15 protein-coding genes are annotated in these 16,792 nt (G+C 33.9%); 1 reads left to right on the forward strand and 14 read right to left on the reverse strand.

Annotated elements, in window-relative coordinates; genetic code table 11:
• Nucleotides 1–14: 14 nt before the first annotated feature.
• Nucleotides 15–1,346, reverse strand: a complete 1,332-nt coding sequence (locus FPB0191_RS06430) for an NAD(P)/FAD-dependent oxidoreductase (RefSeq protein ID WP_039106793.1) — start codon at nucleotides 1,344–1,346, stop codon at nucleotides 15–17.
• A gap of 261 nt (nucleotides 1,347–1,607) precedes the next feature.
• Between FPB0191_RS06430 and FPB0191_RS06435 the strand changes: the two genes are divergently transcribed.
• Nucleotides 1,608–2,027: a DoxX family protein gene (locus FPB0191_RS06435; RefSeq protein WP_039104822.1), complete on the forward strand. Its 420-nt coding sequence runs from the start codon at nucleotides 1,608–1,610 to the stop codon at nucleotides 2,025–2,027.
• Nucleotides 2,028–2,197: 170 nt separating this feature from the next.
• On the opposite strand, the gene FPB0191_RS06440 is transcribed toward FPB0191_RS06435, so the two are convergent.
• The 13 genes from FPB0191_RS06440 to ruvB all read right to left on the reverse strand — a co-directional run bounded on the left by FPB0191_RS06440 (nucleotide 2,198) and on the right by ruvB (nucleotide 16,755).
• Nucleotides 2,198–2,461, reverse strand: coding sequence for an HPr family phosphocarrier protein (locus FPB0191_RS06440; RefSeq protein WP_039104823.1), 264 nt, complete (start codon nucleotides 2,459–2,461; stop codon nucleotides 2,198–2,200).
• 193 nt (nucleotides 2,462–2,654) lie between these two features.
• The gene (gene recQ, locus FPB0191_RS06445; protein ID WP_039104825.1) at nucleotides 2,655–4,481 is read right to left on the reverse strand and encodes a DNA helicase RecQ; all 1,827 of its coding nucleotides are present in this window, start codon (nucleotides 4,479–4,481) and stop codon (nucleotides 2,655–2,657) included.
• 82 nt (nucleotides 4,482–4,563) lie between these two features.
• Nucleotides 4,564–5,547, reverse strand: coding sequence for an alpha-L-glutamate ligase-like protein (locus FPB0191_RS06450; protein WP_039104827.1), 984 nt, complete (start codon nucleotides 5,545–5,547; stop codon nucleotides 4,564–4,566).
• A gap of 12 nt (nucleotides 5,548–5,559) precedes the next feature.
• On the reverse strand, nucleotides 5,560–7,128 hold the full coding sequence (locus FPB0191_RS06455; protein WP_039104829.1) for a UUP1 family membrane protein: 1,569 nt from the start codon (nucleotides 7,126–7,128) through the stop codon (nucleotides 5,560–5,562).
• Between the two features lie 23 nt (nucleotides 7,129–7,151).
• A complete protein-coding gene (locus FPB0191_RS06460) occupies nucleotides 7,152–7,679 on the reverse strand; it encodes an ATP-dependent zinc protease family protein (protein WP_039104831.1) in 528 nt (175 codons plus the stop codon).
• 278 nt (nucleotides 7,680–7,957) lie between these two features.
• The gene (gene uvrD / locus FPB0191_RS06465; protein WP_110021788.1) at nucleotides 7,958–10,210 is read right to left on the reverse strand and encodes a DNA helicase II; all 2,253 of its coding nucleotides are present in this window, start codon (nucleotides 10,208–10,210) and stop codon (nucleotides 7,958–7,960) included.
• Nucleotides 10,211–10,359: 149 nt separating this feature from the next.
• Nucleotides 10,360–11,076, reverse strand: a complete 717-nt coding sequence (yigB, locus tag FPB0191_RS06470) for a 5-amino-6-(5-phospho-D-ribitylamino)uracil phosphatase YigB (RefSeq protein ID WP_039104835.1) — start codon at nucleotides 11,074–11,076, stop codon at nucleotides 10,360–10,362.
• Complete coding sequence (xerC, locus tag FPB0191_RS06475; protein WP_052236833.1) at nucleotides 11,076–12,008, reverse strand: tyrosine recombinase XerC; 933 nt, start codon at nucleotides 12,006–12,008, stop codon at nucleotides 11,076–11,078. The genes yigB and xerC overlap by 1 nt, the downstream gene beginning before the upstream one ends.
• 82 nt (nucleotides 12,009–12,090) lie before the next feature.
• Entirely contained in the window at nucleotides 12,091–12,867 is a 777-nt protein-coding gene (locus FPB0191_RS06480; RefSeq protein ID WP_202965322.1) for a DUF484 family protein, read from the reverse strand.
• Between the two features lie 26 nt (nucleotides 12,868–12,893).
• Nucleotides 12,894–13,718: a diaminopimelate epimerase gene (gene dapF, locus FPB0191_RS06485; RefSeq protein ID WP_039104837.1), complete on the reverse strand. Its 825-nt coding sequence runs from the start codon at nucleotides 13,716–13,718 to the stop codon at nucleotides 12,894–12,896.
• A 260-nt stretch (nucleotides 13,719–13,978) separates the two neighbouring features.
• Nucleotides 13,979–15,226, reverse strand: a complete 1,248-nt coding sequence (lysA, locus tag FPB0191_RS06490; RefSeq protein WP_039104838.1) for a diaminopimelate decarboxylase — start codon at nucleotides 15,224–15,226, stop codon at nucleotides 13,979–13,981.
• Entirely contained in the window at nucleotides 15,226–15,354 is a 129-nt protein-coding gene (lptM, locus tag FPB0191_RS12365; RefSeq protein ID WP_219997444.1) for an LPS translocon maturation chaperone LptM, read from the reverse strand. The genes lysA and lptM overlap by 1 nt, the downstream gene beginning before the upstream one ends.
• A gap of 390 nt (nucleotides 15,355–15,744) precedes the next feature.
• The gene (gene ruvB / locus FPB0191_RS06495; protein WP_039104840.1) at nucleotides 15,745–16,755 is read right to left on the reverse strand and encodes a Holliday junction branch migration DNA helicase RuvB; all 1,011 of its coding nucleotides are present in this window, start codon (nucleotides 16,753–16,755) and stop codon (nucleotides 15,745–15,747) included.
• Nucleotides 16,756–16,792 lie beyond the last annotated feature (37 nt).

Genomic DNA, 16,792 nt, shown 5'->3' on the forward strand with positions numbered 1-16,792 from the left:
CTTTTTAGTTACTATCAGTAGCTTTCTTTAATTTTATCAGCTACATATAACCCTGTTGCCGCAGCTTGTGATAATGAACAGCTTACACCCGAGCTATCACCTATAATATAAAGCCCATTAACCTTAGTGGCAAAATCATCATTAGTTTGTATTATAGGCGCGTAAGATTTGCTATCCATCGCATATAATATAGTATTTCCATCAATTGGCTCACCTATTAAACTTTGTAGAGCAAACAGAAAATCACATGTTTGTTGTAAGTAATCATTGGGTGTTAAACTAGCTAAATTAGCAAATTCTGCTTTAGTTAAAGTTGGTTCTATTAGATGCTTTTTAAATTTAAAGCGCGCATCAATGGTATGTAATCGTTGATAAGCAATCGGCTGTTGACCCTGATTTATGTGGTTTATTGTTTGTTGGAGATAACTATGGGCTATTTGATGATGCTTAAACCATTTGGGAATAAATAATGTAAAATTAAGATTGCTACTCTCACCTACTTCATAACAGTTTTGTCCATCTGGCATGACTAATCCGTTCTGATATTTTGCAATTACACGCCCTGATGGATTCATGCAATAAGTATAACCGGTAAAATTTTTCGTTTGATACAAAAGCTTGGTTTCAAAGGTGTTAGCTAATAATGATTGCAATTGCTTATTATGCATTTCAATTCTAAATCCAAGATCGAGTCGTGTTTCACCATAACTAAGTTCTAACTTTTGTGCGATTGTTTGCAACCATGGTAGACCACTATTTCCAACGGCAATAATTACCTGTCTACTTTGAATTATCTCACCATTAGATAATTGCAACAATATGCCATTATTATTTGGTTCAATATCCTGGGTGGTAATATTGAATTGAAACTCAACTTTTTGATTTAGTTGGTGAGCTAATTTTTTAAATATTGATGTTGATAGCGATGTTCCTAAATGTCGCGTTTGCGTGGTAAGTACTTTAAATCCATATTGTTGAGCTCGCTGCATAAGCTCTTCATTATAAGTATTATAAAGAGGTCGTTGATCAGCACCAAATTGACACAAAAGTTGATCAACTTGGAACTGATAATTAATACTCTGCTGCGCACCAATCTTTTGAGCTAATTCTCCACCAAAATCATTCGTATAATTGTATTTCCCTTCGGATAATCCTAATCCACCAAAGCCTAAATAACGAGCCTGTGTTTGATGAGTAGCAACATCTTCTCCTAGTAATAATAAGCGCTCTGTTAAAGAATGACCGGCATCCAACACTAAAACTCGTTTTTTAGTTGATGACAGACCTAAGGCTGCAAATAACCCACTCACTCCAGCGCCAATAATAACTACATCATAATTTCGCATAGTTCTAATAATACAAATATATAAATGCGCTAGTATAACACTTTTATGTAGGCTGAATAAAAAGGAAATTAACATAATAAATTACCAAGACTACATTTTTTACTGAACAACATTTTTTACTAAACAAACTATCATTATTAACGGCATGTAATTTATTAAGTTAAAACTAGATATCAGATTAGATTATTTATCTTGTTATTATTCATAAGTATAATAAAATAAATTATAACGTTTTGATTTTATTTAACTTGAGGGGAAATTATGAAAAAAAACAGTTCTGTCGATTTAGCGACTTTAATAATAAGAATTGCATTTGGTGTAATGTATTTAGCTCATGGATTAACCAAACTCTTAGTTTTTACTCCATCAGGTACCGCAGCGTATTTCACATCGTTAGGATTTCCAGCTTTGCTAGGTTATCTAGTCATTGCATTTGAAATTGGAGGAGGGATATTGCTCTTAGCTGGTTTTTTCACACGATTAATTGCTCTATTAGCGGTTATTGAAATGATCACCATTAGTCAAATTCATTCGGTAAATGGTTGGACATTTAGTAATCCTGGAGGTGGTTGGGAATATCCTGCATTTATGGCATTTATCGCATTAGCACTGATGTTTCTTGGAAGTGGAAAATTAAAATTGAATCGCCTATTCCATCATAATGACTTCAATAATAATTAATCAAAACTCGTTTATGATAGTCTTTTAATTCTAATATGATTAAAATCTTGATGTGTTATTAACTTTGGTGAATATAGAAAAAAGGAAAAATAATGAAAAATAAGTTAATAATAAAATGAAAACACGAATGATCAAATGAGCTTGCCCATTTGATCATTAATTACTAATAATTATTCACCAAATCCAGTAGCAAATAATTCACGGATTTCATCCATCGCAGCTTGTTCGTCTTCACCATCACAGACGATTTCAACAGTAGAGCCACCTTTAACGCCTGCACCAAGTAAACCCATCATACTTTTCATTTTAATGGTTTTATCGTTATAAATTAGTTCAATATTACTTTTATAACGACCCGCTAATTTAACTAAAGTGGTAACAGGACGTGCGTGAAGACCCGTACTATTCTTAACTACCATTTGTTCTTTTAACATAATTAAAGTCCTTGTTTATTTCATTAAACTTAAAATTTTAAATATTGTGTCTTATTTATTTAAATTCGTCTAGAGGAAATTTGTGCGCCCATTTGGCATCTAAATTGATTAGTCAATCAAATTATGATGTATGGTCTATAACTTATTGAATATTATATTAATAATCACCGAATTGGTAACAATAAATCATTTATCAATAATAGTTATTAATAAAACCTCGAATTTCTTTGAGGAATAAATCACCATATTTTTCCAATTTTACTTTTCCTATTCCGCTTACAGATAAAAGATCCTGTTCTCTTTCAGGAAGAATCTGCACCATTTCAAGTAAGGTTCTATCGCTAAAAATGATAAAAGGTGCCACATCTTCTCTTTCGGCGATGGTTTTACGTAATTTCTTTAAACTTGCAAACAATACTCGTTCTTCATCAGATAACAATGCCGATTGTAATGTGGATTTTGCGTTGCGTTTTTGTTGATCTATATTTGATATTTTTACACTTGGTTTAACCATCATTAAAGGAGATTCTCCACGAAATATCGTTCTTGCCGCTTCTGTAAGATATAATGTTGAGAACGTCGCAAAATTCTGTTTTATATAACCGCGATGAATCAATTGTCGGATTAAGCTCATCCAATGATGAGATGATTCCGATTTTCCAATACCAAATACCGATAATTTATAGTGACCATTATCTATAATTGCCGCTCTTTTAGAGCCTCTTAATACATCGACAACATATTGAGAACCAAAACGTTGTTCAATTCGATAGATACAAGATAAGATTTTTTGTGCATCAATTAGGGCATCATAATGTTTCGGAGGATAAAGGCAAATATCACAATTATGACAGGAACCATCATGGTTCTCACCAAAGTAATTCAGTAATATTGTTCGTCGACAAGTTTCTGCTTGTGTATAAGCTTCCATTTCGTTGATTTTTACGGTTTCAATTTGCTTTTGAAATCCATCTTCTTTTTGTGCAATTAACTCTTTAAACCAATTGAAATCGCGCAAATTATATAGTAATAATGCCTCAGCAGGTAGACCATCTCTACCGGCTCGTCCGGTTTCTTGGTAATAGGCTTCAATGGTACGAGGTGCATCCGCATGAATTACAAATCGAACATTAGATTTATTAATTCCCATCCCAAATGCAATTGTGGCTATCATAATTTGAATTTGATCTTTTAAAAAGCGCTCTTGCGCTTTGGCGCGCTCTGCTCGTGTTAATCCAGCATGATAAACCATTACCGAGAATCCTTTCAAAGATAATTTGGTTGCCATGTTTTCTACTTTAGCTCGGCTCGAACAATAAATAATGCCACTTTGTCCTGCTTGTAGTGCTAAGAAATCGGTAATTTGTTTGATCTGATCATTACGTTCCATTACGGTATAACGAATATTGGGTCGATCAAAACTGCTAATATGAATATTGGGGTTATTTAGATTGAGCCGTTCAATGATATCTTTACGAGTCATCTCATCGGCTGTTGCTGTCAATGCAATTACAGGAACTTGAGGGAATCTAGTTTTAAAACTACCAATTTGGAGATATTCAGGACGAAAATCATGTCCCCATTGTGAAATACAGTGTGCTTCATCAATACTAATTAAGGCAGGAGGATATTGTTGTATAATTGCTGAAAACATTGATGTTACAAGGCGCTCTGGCGCAATATATAACATTTTTATTTCATTACAGCTATATTGACGTATAACTTCACGCTGTTCTTCATTAGATAACATTGAATTTAAATAAGCAGCTTTAATTCCAAAGGCCGCTAATTGATCAACTTGATCTTTCATTAATGCGATTAATGGTGAAATCACAATGGTTATGCCAGAACATAACAGAGCTGGAATTTGATAACACAACGATTTTCCTCCACCAGTTGGCATTATGACTAGATTATCTTCACCAGCCATTATAGACTCAATAATTTGTAGCTGCTTATGGCGAAAAGTTTTATAACCAAATATGTTTTGTAATATGTCTTTGGCTTGATCAGCAATCATGAAATAGCACCTTTAATTATTACAACTTTAGCTGAAATAGCTTATGTAAAGATTTATAAAATCCATATTACAAATCTATTGCTTACCGTCCTCCTAAGACGGAGAAATGTTTCATCGAAAATTTGATACGCTGTTGAACCGTTTCTGTTTTATTTGCTTTTTTTAATTCAGCAATATGCTGTTCAACGATACTTGCTCTTTGATGTAAACCCACATCATTTGCAATTTGGATATTTAAACCTGGTCTTGCATTAAGTTCTAATATTAGTGGGCCTTTGTCTTTATCTAAAACTAGATCAACACCTATATAACCAAGATCTACTAGTTCATAACAACGAGTCGCTAATTCAATAAACTTAGGCCAAAGAGGTAATTGAATATTACTTACAATATTGTCTGTATCTGGATGCCTTGAAATTTGCTCATTAAACCAAGAACCATTTAAAGTTATCCCGGTAGCTAAATCAACACCTACACCAATCGCACCTTGATGGAGATTTGCCTTACCATTTGATTGCCGTGTTGGTAAGCGTAACATTGCCATAATAGGGTATCCTAATAACACAATAATCCGAATATCAGGAACACCTTCATAACTGATGCTTTTAAAAATAGGATCTGGCTTAACACGATATTCAACAATAGCATTATCACGCATACCACCAAGTGAATATAAGCCAGTAATAATATTAGATAATTGGTATTCCAATTCACTATGTAATACCAATTTACCCGATACGGTTTTAAAACGATCTTTTTCGTAACGATCAGCGATAACGATAATGCCATCGCCTCCTGAACCTTGAGCAGGTTTTATTACGAAATCACGATGATCCTTTATAATTTCATCAAATTTTGAAATATCATGTTCGGTTCGAATTATCCCATACATTTCAGGTACACTGATACCCGCTTCAATAGCTCGCATTTTGGTAAGAATCTTGTCATCAACATAGGGATAATTACGACGATTATTATATTTTAAAATATAATCTGCATTACGTTGATTGATTCCCATAACGCCTTTTTTTCTAAGATTCTTCCACGTATTAATTAATGAGATCATCTTTTCTTCTCACTATTTCAACATTGCTTGAAAGCGAAATAATTCTAATAATCGATAACCACGATAGCGCCCCATTGCTAACATAAAACTGATCAATATTAATAGAATTGATGGGAAGGTGAACACCCAATAAATCAATGGCTTAAAGCCCATTATTCCATATGCTAAAGATGCTGTTATTAGTGTTCCTAGTGCCACTTTTAGGGCGAAATTAGCACCTCGCTCTTCCCATGTTATGGATAATCGTTCAATTGTCATTGTGAGGATTACCATTGGGAATAGTGATACAGATAAGCCTTGCTCAAAACCTAATTTGTGACTTAATAAACCAGTAAATATGATTAACATAACTACGAACGTGAGTACCACCGATAGTCTTGGGAGCATCTGCAATTTCAAATGTTCTAAATAAGAACGTAATAATAATCCAAAAAATACGATTATTGAGAAAAATACTAATCCGAATATCAAACCGGTTTCTCTAAATGCTAGTGCAATAAGCACAGGGGTAAAGGTTCCTAAAGTATTAACGCCAATTATATTCCGTAATAACAATATCATTAATACACCAAAAGGAATCATTAGCATAACTTGATAAGCCAATTGGGTTGTGATAGGTAAAGTATAAAAGGAATATTCAGTTAAATTATTACTGTCGGGTGTTAACTTAGCTAAATGAATAGCAGTTAATTCACTATTTGCTAAACTAAAATTCACTCTTGCTCTGCTCGCATTATCGGCTTTAATAATATCATCATTACCTATCCACCAGACCATTTGGTCATCCGGTAATCCTATGTCTCCATTTGAAGGATTAAAATAATACCAATTACCATTGGATCCATTTATAGTACTATCACGATTATCAATGCTCTTACTTGGTTCAATATAACTGCGAATCCATAGATTCAGGTTCTGATTGGTTGATTTACTTAATTGTAAAGTATGAACTAATTGAATGGGAATGTAAGCGTGAGATAAAACTAATTCAATGGCATTAACTCTATTTTCTAAGGAATTATTGCCATTTAAAATCAATTGTACATCACTGTTATTAGGATCATTGATTATATTAATGGTTGTAGTAATAAATGAAGATATATTAGCAGATTTACTTCTGATCTCTTTAACTAGACGTTCAACTGCATCTTTCTTGGCGCCAACAACCGAAATGGGTGAGCGCCACATATCGCCTTTAATATTGTTTGCTGTAGCGTCCGAATAACGTTTAGTGAGATTTAAGCGATAAAATAAAGTTTGCTGTCCGGATACTGATCTAGCAGACCAAGTTACTTGGCGATTATAAGGCAAGTTAGTGATATTTTGACCATAACCACTTGCTAAAAATAATTCATTAGATACCGTGTAATCACCGCCTTTTGGTGGAATATAAAATTCAATATTAACAGGCTTGCTTCCCTTAACTTCAAAATTAACTCTAGCATCAATAGTCCATAAATTGTCTACCTCTTTCTCCGTAAGTGGTGTTTTAAGTACGAAAATTTGATAGGACAGAATCGAGACACCTAATACTAATAAAATTGTAATAATAATTTTTAAATGCATGGTTAATGAACGCATGATAAAACTCACCTATAAAATATTTACAGTGAACAATCCGATTTGGCTTTATATCTTAAACTCGGATCAACAATAGCTTTGAATTGCACTAAAGCTGTACGTGCTATTAGAAGAGGGTAATTAAAACGTGACCGATCAGTTAAATTAACTTCAATTTCATGAACTTGCCCATCAAAGCAAACATTTAGCTTAACGACGGGTCGTTGAGTATGAGATTTGTCTTCATCATCACGAATATCATCATTTCTTGTTTTAATCTTACTATATCTAATTAATGGTTTTTCAATTGTTGGCAAATTTAATCCTTCGACTTGTGGTTGGAATCTAACCCATGGTTGGCCATTTTTGTTAAAAATGGCCACATTTGTAGCACTAAACGAAGAAGTTAACGCTCCAGTATCAAGTTTGGCTTTAATTGCAACATTTCCTAATTCTTTAATATGTACCTGTTCATATAGTCCATAAATACTTTTATTTTGCTTAGCTTGTAAATTCATTGACAGAGGGAACGATAATAAAAATAGACTTATTATAAAACCAATTAAACGCATATTATTAATATCCTGAAAAAATGCTCAAACAAAGATACAACAAGAATAAGATATTTAGACTAGCAATGACTATATTATTATAATTACTGTCTTTAGAATTATTTAATCAGTTGCTTATGCTTATATTTAAAGCTAATGCTAATTACACTAAAATTATAAAAAATTACCATATCTTGTATTATTAATATCTGATACTGATATAAAAATCTTTATAAGATAAAACGAATCGGTAAAATAGCAATATTATTTTTATTATTTTTACATTAAATGACTTTAATTTAAGCTAACGTTAAATTTGCAAGTTTGATAACTAACCATTTGACCCCTTCATTAACAAAAGCAATTTGTACGCGCTTATGTTCACCTTCACCATCAATATTAATAATGGTACCTTCACCAAATCGCTTATGAATGACTTTTCGGCCTAAAGTATATCCCTCATTCTCAGACTGGCTTTTGATAAAGGCATTACGACGCTGTTCAATAAATTGCTTATTTTGTTCTTTATTAGCAATATTATCATAATGATTTGTATCAGCAGTTGTAAAATTAATCCCACCACGATAGCTTACATCTTGCAGTAATTCTTCGGGTAACTCAGCTAAAAAACGAGACGGCAAATTCCGCTCTTCTTTACCATATAAACGCCTAATTTCACACATTGTCAGTGTCAGTTTCTTTCGCGCTCGAGTAATGCCAACATAAGCTAATCGGCGCTCTTCTTCCATTCTCTGCATATCACTAATAGATCGCTGTGCAGGAAAGATTCCTTCTTCTAAACCAACAATAAATACATGATCAAATTCAAGTCCTTTAGCTGAATGTAACGTCATCAACTGTACTGCATCACTATTTTTTTTGCTCTCTTTTCCTTCTAAAGAAGTGTAGGCTAAAAAGGCTTCTAAAACGTTTAATGTTCTTCCATCTTGCACGTCAACAATTTCAGTTAGTTGATTGTTTTTAATATATTGTTGATAAAATTGTTCTGCAGCACTGATCAATTCATCCAAGTTTTCAAGGCGGGATTGACCTTTTATGCCTGCTTCTTGTTCATACATTTCATAAATACCAGAATGTTTAATCATTTGTTCCAGTTGCTGATAAAATGGTAGTGTTTCAACTTGTTCATGAATTGATTGGATTAACTCAACAAAACGAGCAAGACCTGAACGTTGTCGAGCAGTTAGTATATTCAATCCTAAAAGGTCAATCGTTGTTTTCCATAATGATTGTTGACGTTGTTTTGCTAGATTGCGTACTTTATTTAAAGTCACATCGCCAATACCACGTGTTGGGGTATTTATAATAAGTTCATAAGCATTATCGTTATCGTGATCATGAATAAAGCGTAAATACGCTAGCGCTAGCTTGACTTCCTGACGTTCATAAAAGCGAATTGAGCCATAAATTTGGTAAGGAATAGACGATTGCAAAAGTGTATCTTCTAATAAACGAGATTGCGAATTATTACGATATAAAATCGCACAATCTTTATATTTAGCACCATCATCATAGTATTTTTTGATTTGACCAATGACAAAACGGGCTTCATCAATATCATTAAAACCAACATAAATGGCGATTTGCTCACCCTTTTCACTTTCAGTCCATAAGTTTTTACCTAATCGATTGCGGTTGTTAGCTATAAGGTGATTAGCAACCGCTAAAATATTACCGGTTGAACGATAATTTTGTTCTAAGCGAATAATTTCAGTATCTGGATAATCATTTATAAATAATTGTAAATTATCGGCATTAGCTCCGCGCCAACTATAAATTGATTGGTCATCATCCCCGACAATCATGATATTAGCCGTATGGCCTGCAAGAATTTTGACTAATTGATATTGTATTAAATTGGTATCTTGAAATTCATCAACTAAAATATTGGTGAAACGTTTATGACAATATTCTAATACCTCACGATCGCGCTTTAATAACTCATAAGTTCTTAATATCAACTCGGAGAAATCAACATAGCCTAAACGATCACATATTGCTTGATAATCCAGATATACTTTTTGCCACATCGCTGATTTTGGGCTATCAATTATAATTTGATGAGGTCGTAAGCCATTTTCTTTTTGGCTAGAAATAAATCCTGCGCATTCTTTTGCTGACCATTGCTTTTCGTCAATCTTTAACTCTCGGAAAATACGTTTTACTAATCGATTTTGATCTTCAGTATCAATCAATTGGAAATTACTTGGCAACCCAGCTTGTCTAGCAAAAATACGCAATAAACGATGAGTCAAACCATGAAATGTTCCAACCCACATACCATTTAAATGACCTTCCCCAACTAACGCTTCAATACGTTCTTGCATTTCAGCTGCCGCTTTATTAGTAAACGTAACCGCAAAAATCGAATTAGTTGGGTAGTGTTTTTCAATACACAACCAAGCGATACGATGTACCAGCACGCGAGTTTTACCACTCCCCGCTCCTGCTAGTACTAAAGAATACTGGCTATCGGTTGTAACTGCGTTATTTTGTTCTGTGTTTAAATCAATCAATAAGGACTTTTTCATCATTTTTTTATTGTGAATTGGCGATTTATAATCTTTAACAACACATTATAAATCGCGATAAGATGGCATTAGATATGCTTAAAAAAGTATATCTTGTCATTAAAATAAACAAGATATAACAGACTTTAAATGCATAATAGTTATAAATATTATAACAAAAAATTCAATTCGAACAAATCAGTTATTGAAAAATGCGGCAACAGTCGAGTTTCAGGTTGTTGATAAATATTAATATGTGAGATTTGTAACCAGCAAGCCATCATTCCACTGTTTATTGCGCCAATAACATCAGTATTTAAATTATCACCAACATGTAATATATGCTCTGGATTGATTTTTAATCGATGGCTAGCTAAATGAAACATATCACTATATGGTTTGGATAATCCATCTACCCCAGAACGTAATGAAAACTGAAAATAATCGCTTAACCCAATTTTATTAACATCCGCATTACCGTTGGATATGATGGCTAATGGGTAGCGCTCTGCCAGTTTTTCTAAAAGATTTAGCGATGCTTGAGGTACATTGATTTGATTGCGCCAATAAATAAATGCATTCATAGCATTATCAGTGATGTTATTAATGATTTGAGAATCGTTAATTCCATTTACTTTTAAAAATTGATATATACTTTTTGTTCGCCATCGCGTTACATCATGATAGATAGATGGATCGTCAATGGTTAGTGCATGTTTAATTTTATCAAATTCACTAAGCGTTGCTTGTTGTAAACCATCGACTTTCTGTATTTCTTTCATCATGGCATTTAAGGCTTGTTCCATATGGGGAACATTGTCATAAAGTGTATCATCAAGATCAAAAGTAATGGCTTGAATTGGATTAATTCGACGATAACAATGCATTAAATTTTTCCCCTTTTTGATCGCGGATGGGCTGAATCATAGACCTCAGCAAGATGAGCGAAATCAAGATGCGTATAGATTTGAGTTGTCGATAAATCAGCATGACCTAGTAATTCTTGAACAGCTCTAAGATCACCGCTGGATTCCAACATATGCGTTGCAAATGAATGTCGTAATTTATGTGGATTGATGTGTATACGAAGTCCTTGCTTTATTCCCCATTGTTCAAAACGTTTTTGTACATTTCGGTGTGATATTCGCTTACCCAACTTTGAAATAAATAGCGCATCATTTTCAGGCGAGAGTAATGGACGAACGGCTAACCACTGTTTTAACCATTTAACAGATTCACCACCAAGAGGTAATTTTCTTTCCTTACTACCTTTACCTAATACTCGAATTTCAAAATCTATCAAATTCAATACTTTGCAATCGAGACCTATCAACTCAGATAAACGTAAACCTGAACCATACATTAATTCAAGCATAGTTCGATCTCTGATAGACAGCACATCATTCCGATCTATATTCATTAGTTGATTAATATCATCAATCTCAATATTTTTGGGTAAATGACGAGCTTGCTTTGGGTTCGATACGCCTGTAACTGGATTAGCTGTTAAATCTCCCTGTTTTACCATCCAGTTAAAAAAACTTCGCAATGCAGATAATCGCAACGCAATACTACTGGTGCTTAGTCCATCACGTTTACTGCGAGAAACAAACATGCGTACTACCGAAGGATCTACATTGCTCCAACATGAAATTTCTAATTCCATAGCATGTTTAATAATAACGTAAAGTTGCCGGAGATAATTACTTTGAGTATGAACACTTAGCTGACGTTCAGATTTCAAATATAGCAAAAATTGCTCAACAGGTTTGCTAAGTGCTTCGTTATATTGAAATGTATTTTCTGCTTGCTCTTTCACGTCTTACCCAATAATTTTTACACATTAATCCGAATTTGCTTACTTTGATTATCTATTTTCTGGTTATCTATTTTCTGGCTATCTATTTTCGATGTACCCATTTTTCAATAAATAAGGGTAAAACTTTACTTAATTTTTCTAATAAAAATGTCCCTTGACCGGCTTGATAATGATCTTTATGGCGACTAGCAAAAACTAATACGCCGAGATCTCCATATTCACCTAGTAAAGTCATAGCCACAGAACCGACAAACTGGGTATCGGTTATTAGTAATTCTAGTTCGGTAGTATTAAGCTGACCCAGATATTGAAAATGGTATTGTAAATGACGAACACGAATAAAATCAAACTTATTGGGTGAGAGTGCATATGAATAGTAATTAGAAGGGGGAGAAACTTGCCATTTATTATCAAAAAGATACAAATAGGCACCAGTAAGTCCCATTGATTTAGCCCAACCATCTAATCGCTTAATGAATTCAGAAAAACTATCTGCTTGTAATAATACCATGAATAATTCTATTAAGGATTCAAACAGTTTTTGATTAAAGCTTGCTTGCTCCATTAGTAGCGTAATTTCTGTTTCAAGCTCTTGAATTCTAATACGTTGACGCGCTAGCTGCCACTCAGGTAAAGATATTGCCCCTCTTACTGGATGTGGAATAACTAAGTCCGCAATTTGTTGAGCATTACGTATGAAAAAATCAGGATTCTCAATTAAATATTGATGAACCAATTCATCATTTAAAATATGGCGTGCATTGGTGTTTTTAATGTGCTTCTGCTTACGCTGTTTTTTACGTACGGTAGTTATTGACTGTTTTGATTGTTGCGTTGATTGTGGTTGCTTAGATTTCAATGGGGAATCCTTATTTAATCATTATACTATAAGGCAATAAACCCATCATAAACATGAGTTGCAGAGCCTGTCATAAATAGTGGAGAATTTCCACCTTGCCATTCAATGAGTAACTCTCCACCCGGTAAATTAACACTCACTTTATTATCAAGTAATCCTTGATTAATGCCTACGGCAACGGCTGCACATGCTCCAGTTCCACAAGCTTGTGTTTCACCTACACCACGCTCGAATACTCTTAGTTTGATGTTGCGTCGATCTATAATTTGCATAAAACCAATGTTTGCCTTTTCAGGAAAACGTTCGTGCGTTTCCAATACAGAACCTAAGGTTGTAACGGGTGCAGTTACCACATCATCGACTTGTATAACACAGTGTGGATTGCCCATTGATACCACACCACATAAAGTAGTCTGATCTTGAGTACGAATGATATAAGTTTTTTCTTCCTTTATTGCTTTAAAAGGCACTTTACTCGGCGCAAATACAGGCGAGCCCATGTTAACACGAACTGTTTCATCTGAATTAACAGTAAGTGTAATCAGTCCCTTTTGAGTACTAACTTTTAGGACATTTTTCTTAATTAATCCTTTAAGACGAACAAAACGCGCAAAACATCGTGCACCATTTCCACACTGCTCAACTTCACTACCATCGGCATTAAAAATACGGTAATGAAAATCAGCGTCTGGGTTATAGGGCGGTTCTACTAATAAAAGCTGATCAAAACCAATCCCTGTATGTCGGTTAGCTAATCGTTTTATTGATTCAGAGGATAAATGAACATTTTGCGTAATGCCATCAATAACCATAAAGTCATTGCCCAATCCATGCATTTTAGAAAAATTCATACTAATCTCACTTTACGTATGCAATACGTTTTCATTCTATATTGATTGAATTATTATATCAGTGACTGCTATAACTAGCTATTAATGAGTTAAAATACAATTTGGTGAGATTTTATTGCTTGATGATATGTTTTAATGATTATCTTTCGAGGGATTCATTGAAAATAAAGGATAAAAAAGAACATTAAGCAATAGAAGAATTACTTAATATTCTTGAGATGTATATAAAAAAACATGGAATATGGTCACGGGTAAAACCGTTAAATCGTCTCACCGTCCCAAAGTGACTGAAATGTTTCACGTTTTCTAATTAATCGATGTTCAAGACTATTAATCATTACCTCTGCGGGTCTTGGGTGACTATTGTAATTGGATGCCATACTAAACCCGTAAGCCCCTGCCCCACAAATTGCAAGTAAATCATCTTGTTTAATTGCTAATTGTCGGTTTTTACCTAGTACATCACTTGATTCGCAGATCGGACCAACGATGTTATAAGAATATGGCGTTTCATTGCTCTCATGTTTATTAACAGGAATTATGTTCATCCATGCATTATATAAAGCTGGGCGAATTAAGTCATTCATCCCTGCATCAACAATAGCAAAGTGATTGTCGTCCTGATGTTTAGTATATTCTACCTTAGTGACTAATAGTCCCGCATTAGCCACTATAGATCGTCCTGGTTCGAATAATATTTCAACTTCAGGATAATTAACTAATTTTTCACTTATTGCATTAACCAAATCAACGATTTCGAGTGGTTGTTCGTTTTTATAACAGACACCTAAACCCCCTCCAAAATCAATGTGCTTGATATGGATGCCATCTAATTTTAATTGTTCAAATAAGGCAATAATTCGATCTGCACTATCTAAAAAAGGCGATAACTCAGTTAATTGCGATCCTATATGACAATCAATGCCTTCAATAGAAATATGTGATAACTCGGCAGCAGCACGATAAACGTCATAGGCTAATTGATAGCTAATACCAAATTTATTTTCCCGTAAACCAGTCGATATATAGGGGTGCGTTTTAGCATCAACATCAGGATTGATACGTAATGATATAGGGGCTATTTTATTCAACTGTTTTGCTATAGCCTGAATACGATAAAGCTCAGCTTCTGATTCAACATTAAAACACTTTATACCTACATTTAATGCTCGTTCAATTTCGGTAACTGACTTTGCGACACCTGAAAAAACGATCTTCTTGGGATCAGCACCAGCATGTAATACTCTTTCTAATTCACCTTGTGATACAATATCGAATCCAGCACCTAACTTTGCCAATGAATGCAAAATTGCTAAATTACTATTGGCTTTAATTGCATAGCAAATTAGATGTTTACGGTTATTTAACGCTTGATCATATTTAATCCACCGATTTTTTATATAATCTTCATTATAAATATATAAAGGAGTGCCATATTGTTCTGCCAATGCTTCAACAGGATAGTCTAAAGCATACAGTTTTCCACTACGGTAATTCAAGAAATCCATTACTCAACTCCATTTGAGACAGATGATGATACCTGAGTTGTCTGATTTTCAGGTGAATGCAGTGAACCTTTCAAACCACAGGCAGTAAGTAAGCCACTGACTAATAAAACGGCAATGAAAAATCTCATAATAAATTCTTCTTATAAATAGGTTAGCTAAAATTATTATTGATGGTTTAACCATCACAATGTGTGACGTATTTTATAAAATCTATACTTAATAAGCTATTACATTGTCATACAATGGTAAAATTATTAATAATTGATTAAATATAATTAATCACAATTATAGTTGCTGTTTTAAGGGAATAACACTTACATAATATTCGTATAATAAGTATTAATCGTGATTGATTCTAATAGGCTGTTTAGAATTTATTATCGTCTTATAAATTTAACGTTTTTTCAAATATATCTTAAATTTGCGCTAGAATTGTCTCACTTTTAAGTGACAGATATTTTGATACCATTACTTTTGTTAATTAAAAATATCATAAGATAATATCTAACCTACTAACTCTATTTATTATCTTGATAAATGATTCCAAAATGCCGATAAGCATGTGGGGTTGCAAGACGACCTCGTGGTGTTCGTTGGATATAACCTTGCTGAATTAAAAATGGCTCTAGAACATCTTCAATAGTTTCACGTTCTTCACCGATTGCTGCCGCAAGATTATCCAATCCAACCGGTCCTCCCATAAATTTTTCAATGATGGTCAATAATAATTTACGGTCCATAAAATCAAATCCTTCCACATCTACATCTAACATATCTAATGCACGAGTAGCGATTTCACAATCCACAACACCATTTGATTTGACATCAGCAAAATCACGGACTCGTCTTAACAGACGATTAGCGATTCGAGGCGTACCTCTTGAACGTTTTGCTATCTGGTGAGCGCCTTCTAAAGATAAATCCATACCTAGAAATTTAGCGCTACGATTAACAATATATTCTAGATCCTCAACTTGATAAAATTCTAATCGTTGAACTATGCCAAAACGATCACGTAATGGAGATGTTAATGATCCTGCACGTGTTGTTGCACCAATTAAGGTAAAAGGAGGTAAATCAATTTTTATGGAGCGAGCCGCCGGCCCTTCTCCGATCATTATATCCAGCTGATAATCTTCCATAGCAGGATAAAGTATCTCTTCAACAACAGGTGATAAGCGATGTATTTCATCAATAAATAATACGTCATGGGGTTCTAAATTAGTCAACATGGCGGCTAAATCACCCGCTTTTTCGAGAACGGGTCCGGAAGTTGTTCTTAGATTGACATTAAGTTCATTGGCAACAATATTAGCTAATGTCGTTTTACCTAAACCCGGTGGACCGAATATTAATAAATGGTCTAATGCATCCCCCCTATGCTTGGCAGCTTGAATAAATATTTTCATCTGTTCGCGGACATGAGGTTGACCTATGTACTCGTCAAGATACTTAGGACGGATAGCTCGATCTATCGTTTCTTCTTCTTTTTTACCTGTTGGGGATATTAAGCGATCTGCTTCAATCATGACTCATGCTCTTAGGATAATCAGTTATTAATTTCAA

The organism is Frischella perrara, assembly GCF_000807275.1.
Lineage (GTDB): Bacteria > Pseudomonadota > Gammaproteobacteria > Enterobacterales > Orbaceae > Frischella > Frischella perrara.

Excerpts from the sequence above, each read along its gene's own strand:
- FPB0191_RS06460 (WP_039104831.1), bottom strand. The coding sequence starts at position 7,679 with ATGCGTTTAATTGGTTTTATAATAAGTCTATTTTTATTATCGTTCCCT.
- lptM (WP_219997444.1), bottom strand. The coding sequence starts at position 15,354 with ATGAGATTTTTCATTGCCGTTTTATTAGTCAGTGGCTTACTTACTGCC.
- yigB (WP_039104835.1), bottom strand. The coding sequence starts at position 11,076 with ATGCATTGTTATCGTCGAATTAATCCAATTCAAGCCATTACTTTTGAT.
- ruvB (WP_039104840.1), bottom strand. The coding sequence starts at position 16,755 with ATGATTGAAGCAGATCGCTTAATATCCCCAACAGGTAAAAAAGAAGAA.
- dapF (WP_039104837.1), bottom strand. The coding sequence starts at position 13,718 with ATGAATTTTTCTAAAATGCATGGATTGGGCAATGACTTTATGGTTATT.
- FPB0191_RS06430 (WP_039106793.1), bottom strand. The coding sequence starts at position 1,346 with ATGCGAAATTATGATGTAGTTATTATTGGCGCTGGAGTGAGTGGGTTA.
- uvrD (WP_110021788.1), bottom strand. The coding sequence starts at position 10,210 with ATGAAAAAGTCCTTATTGATTGATTTAAACACAGAACAAAATAACGCA.
- FPB0191_RS06455 (WP_039104829.1), bottom strand. The coding sequence starts at position 7,128 with ATGCGTTCATTAACCATGCATTTAAAAATTATTATTACAATTTTATTA.
- FPB0191_RS06440 (WP_039104823.1), bottom strand. The coding sequence starts at position 2,461 with ATGTTAAAAGAACAAATGGTAGTTAAGAATAGTACGGGTCTTCACGCA.
- recQ (WP_039104825.1), bottom strand. The coding sequence starts at position 4,481 with ATGATTGCTGATCAAGCCAAAGACATATTACAAAACATATTTGGTTAT.
- lysA (WP_039104838.1), bottom strand. The coding sequence starts at position 15,226 with ATGGATTTCTTGAATTACCGTAGTGGAAAACTGTATGCTTTAGACTAT.
- FPB0191_RS06435 (WP_039104822.1), top strand. The coding sequence starts at position 1,608 with ATGAAAAAAAACAGTTCTGTCGATTTAGCGACTTTAATAATAAGAATT.
- FPB0191_RS06450 (WP_039104827.1), bottom strand. The coding sequence starts at position 5,547 with ATGATCTCATTAATTAATACGTGGAAGAATCTTAGAAAAAAAGGCGTT.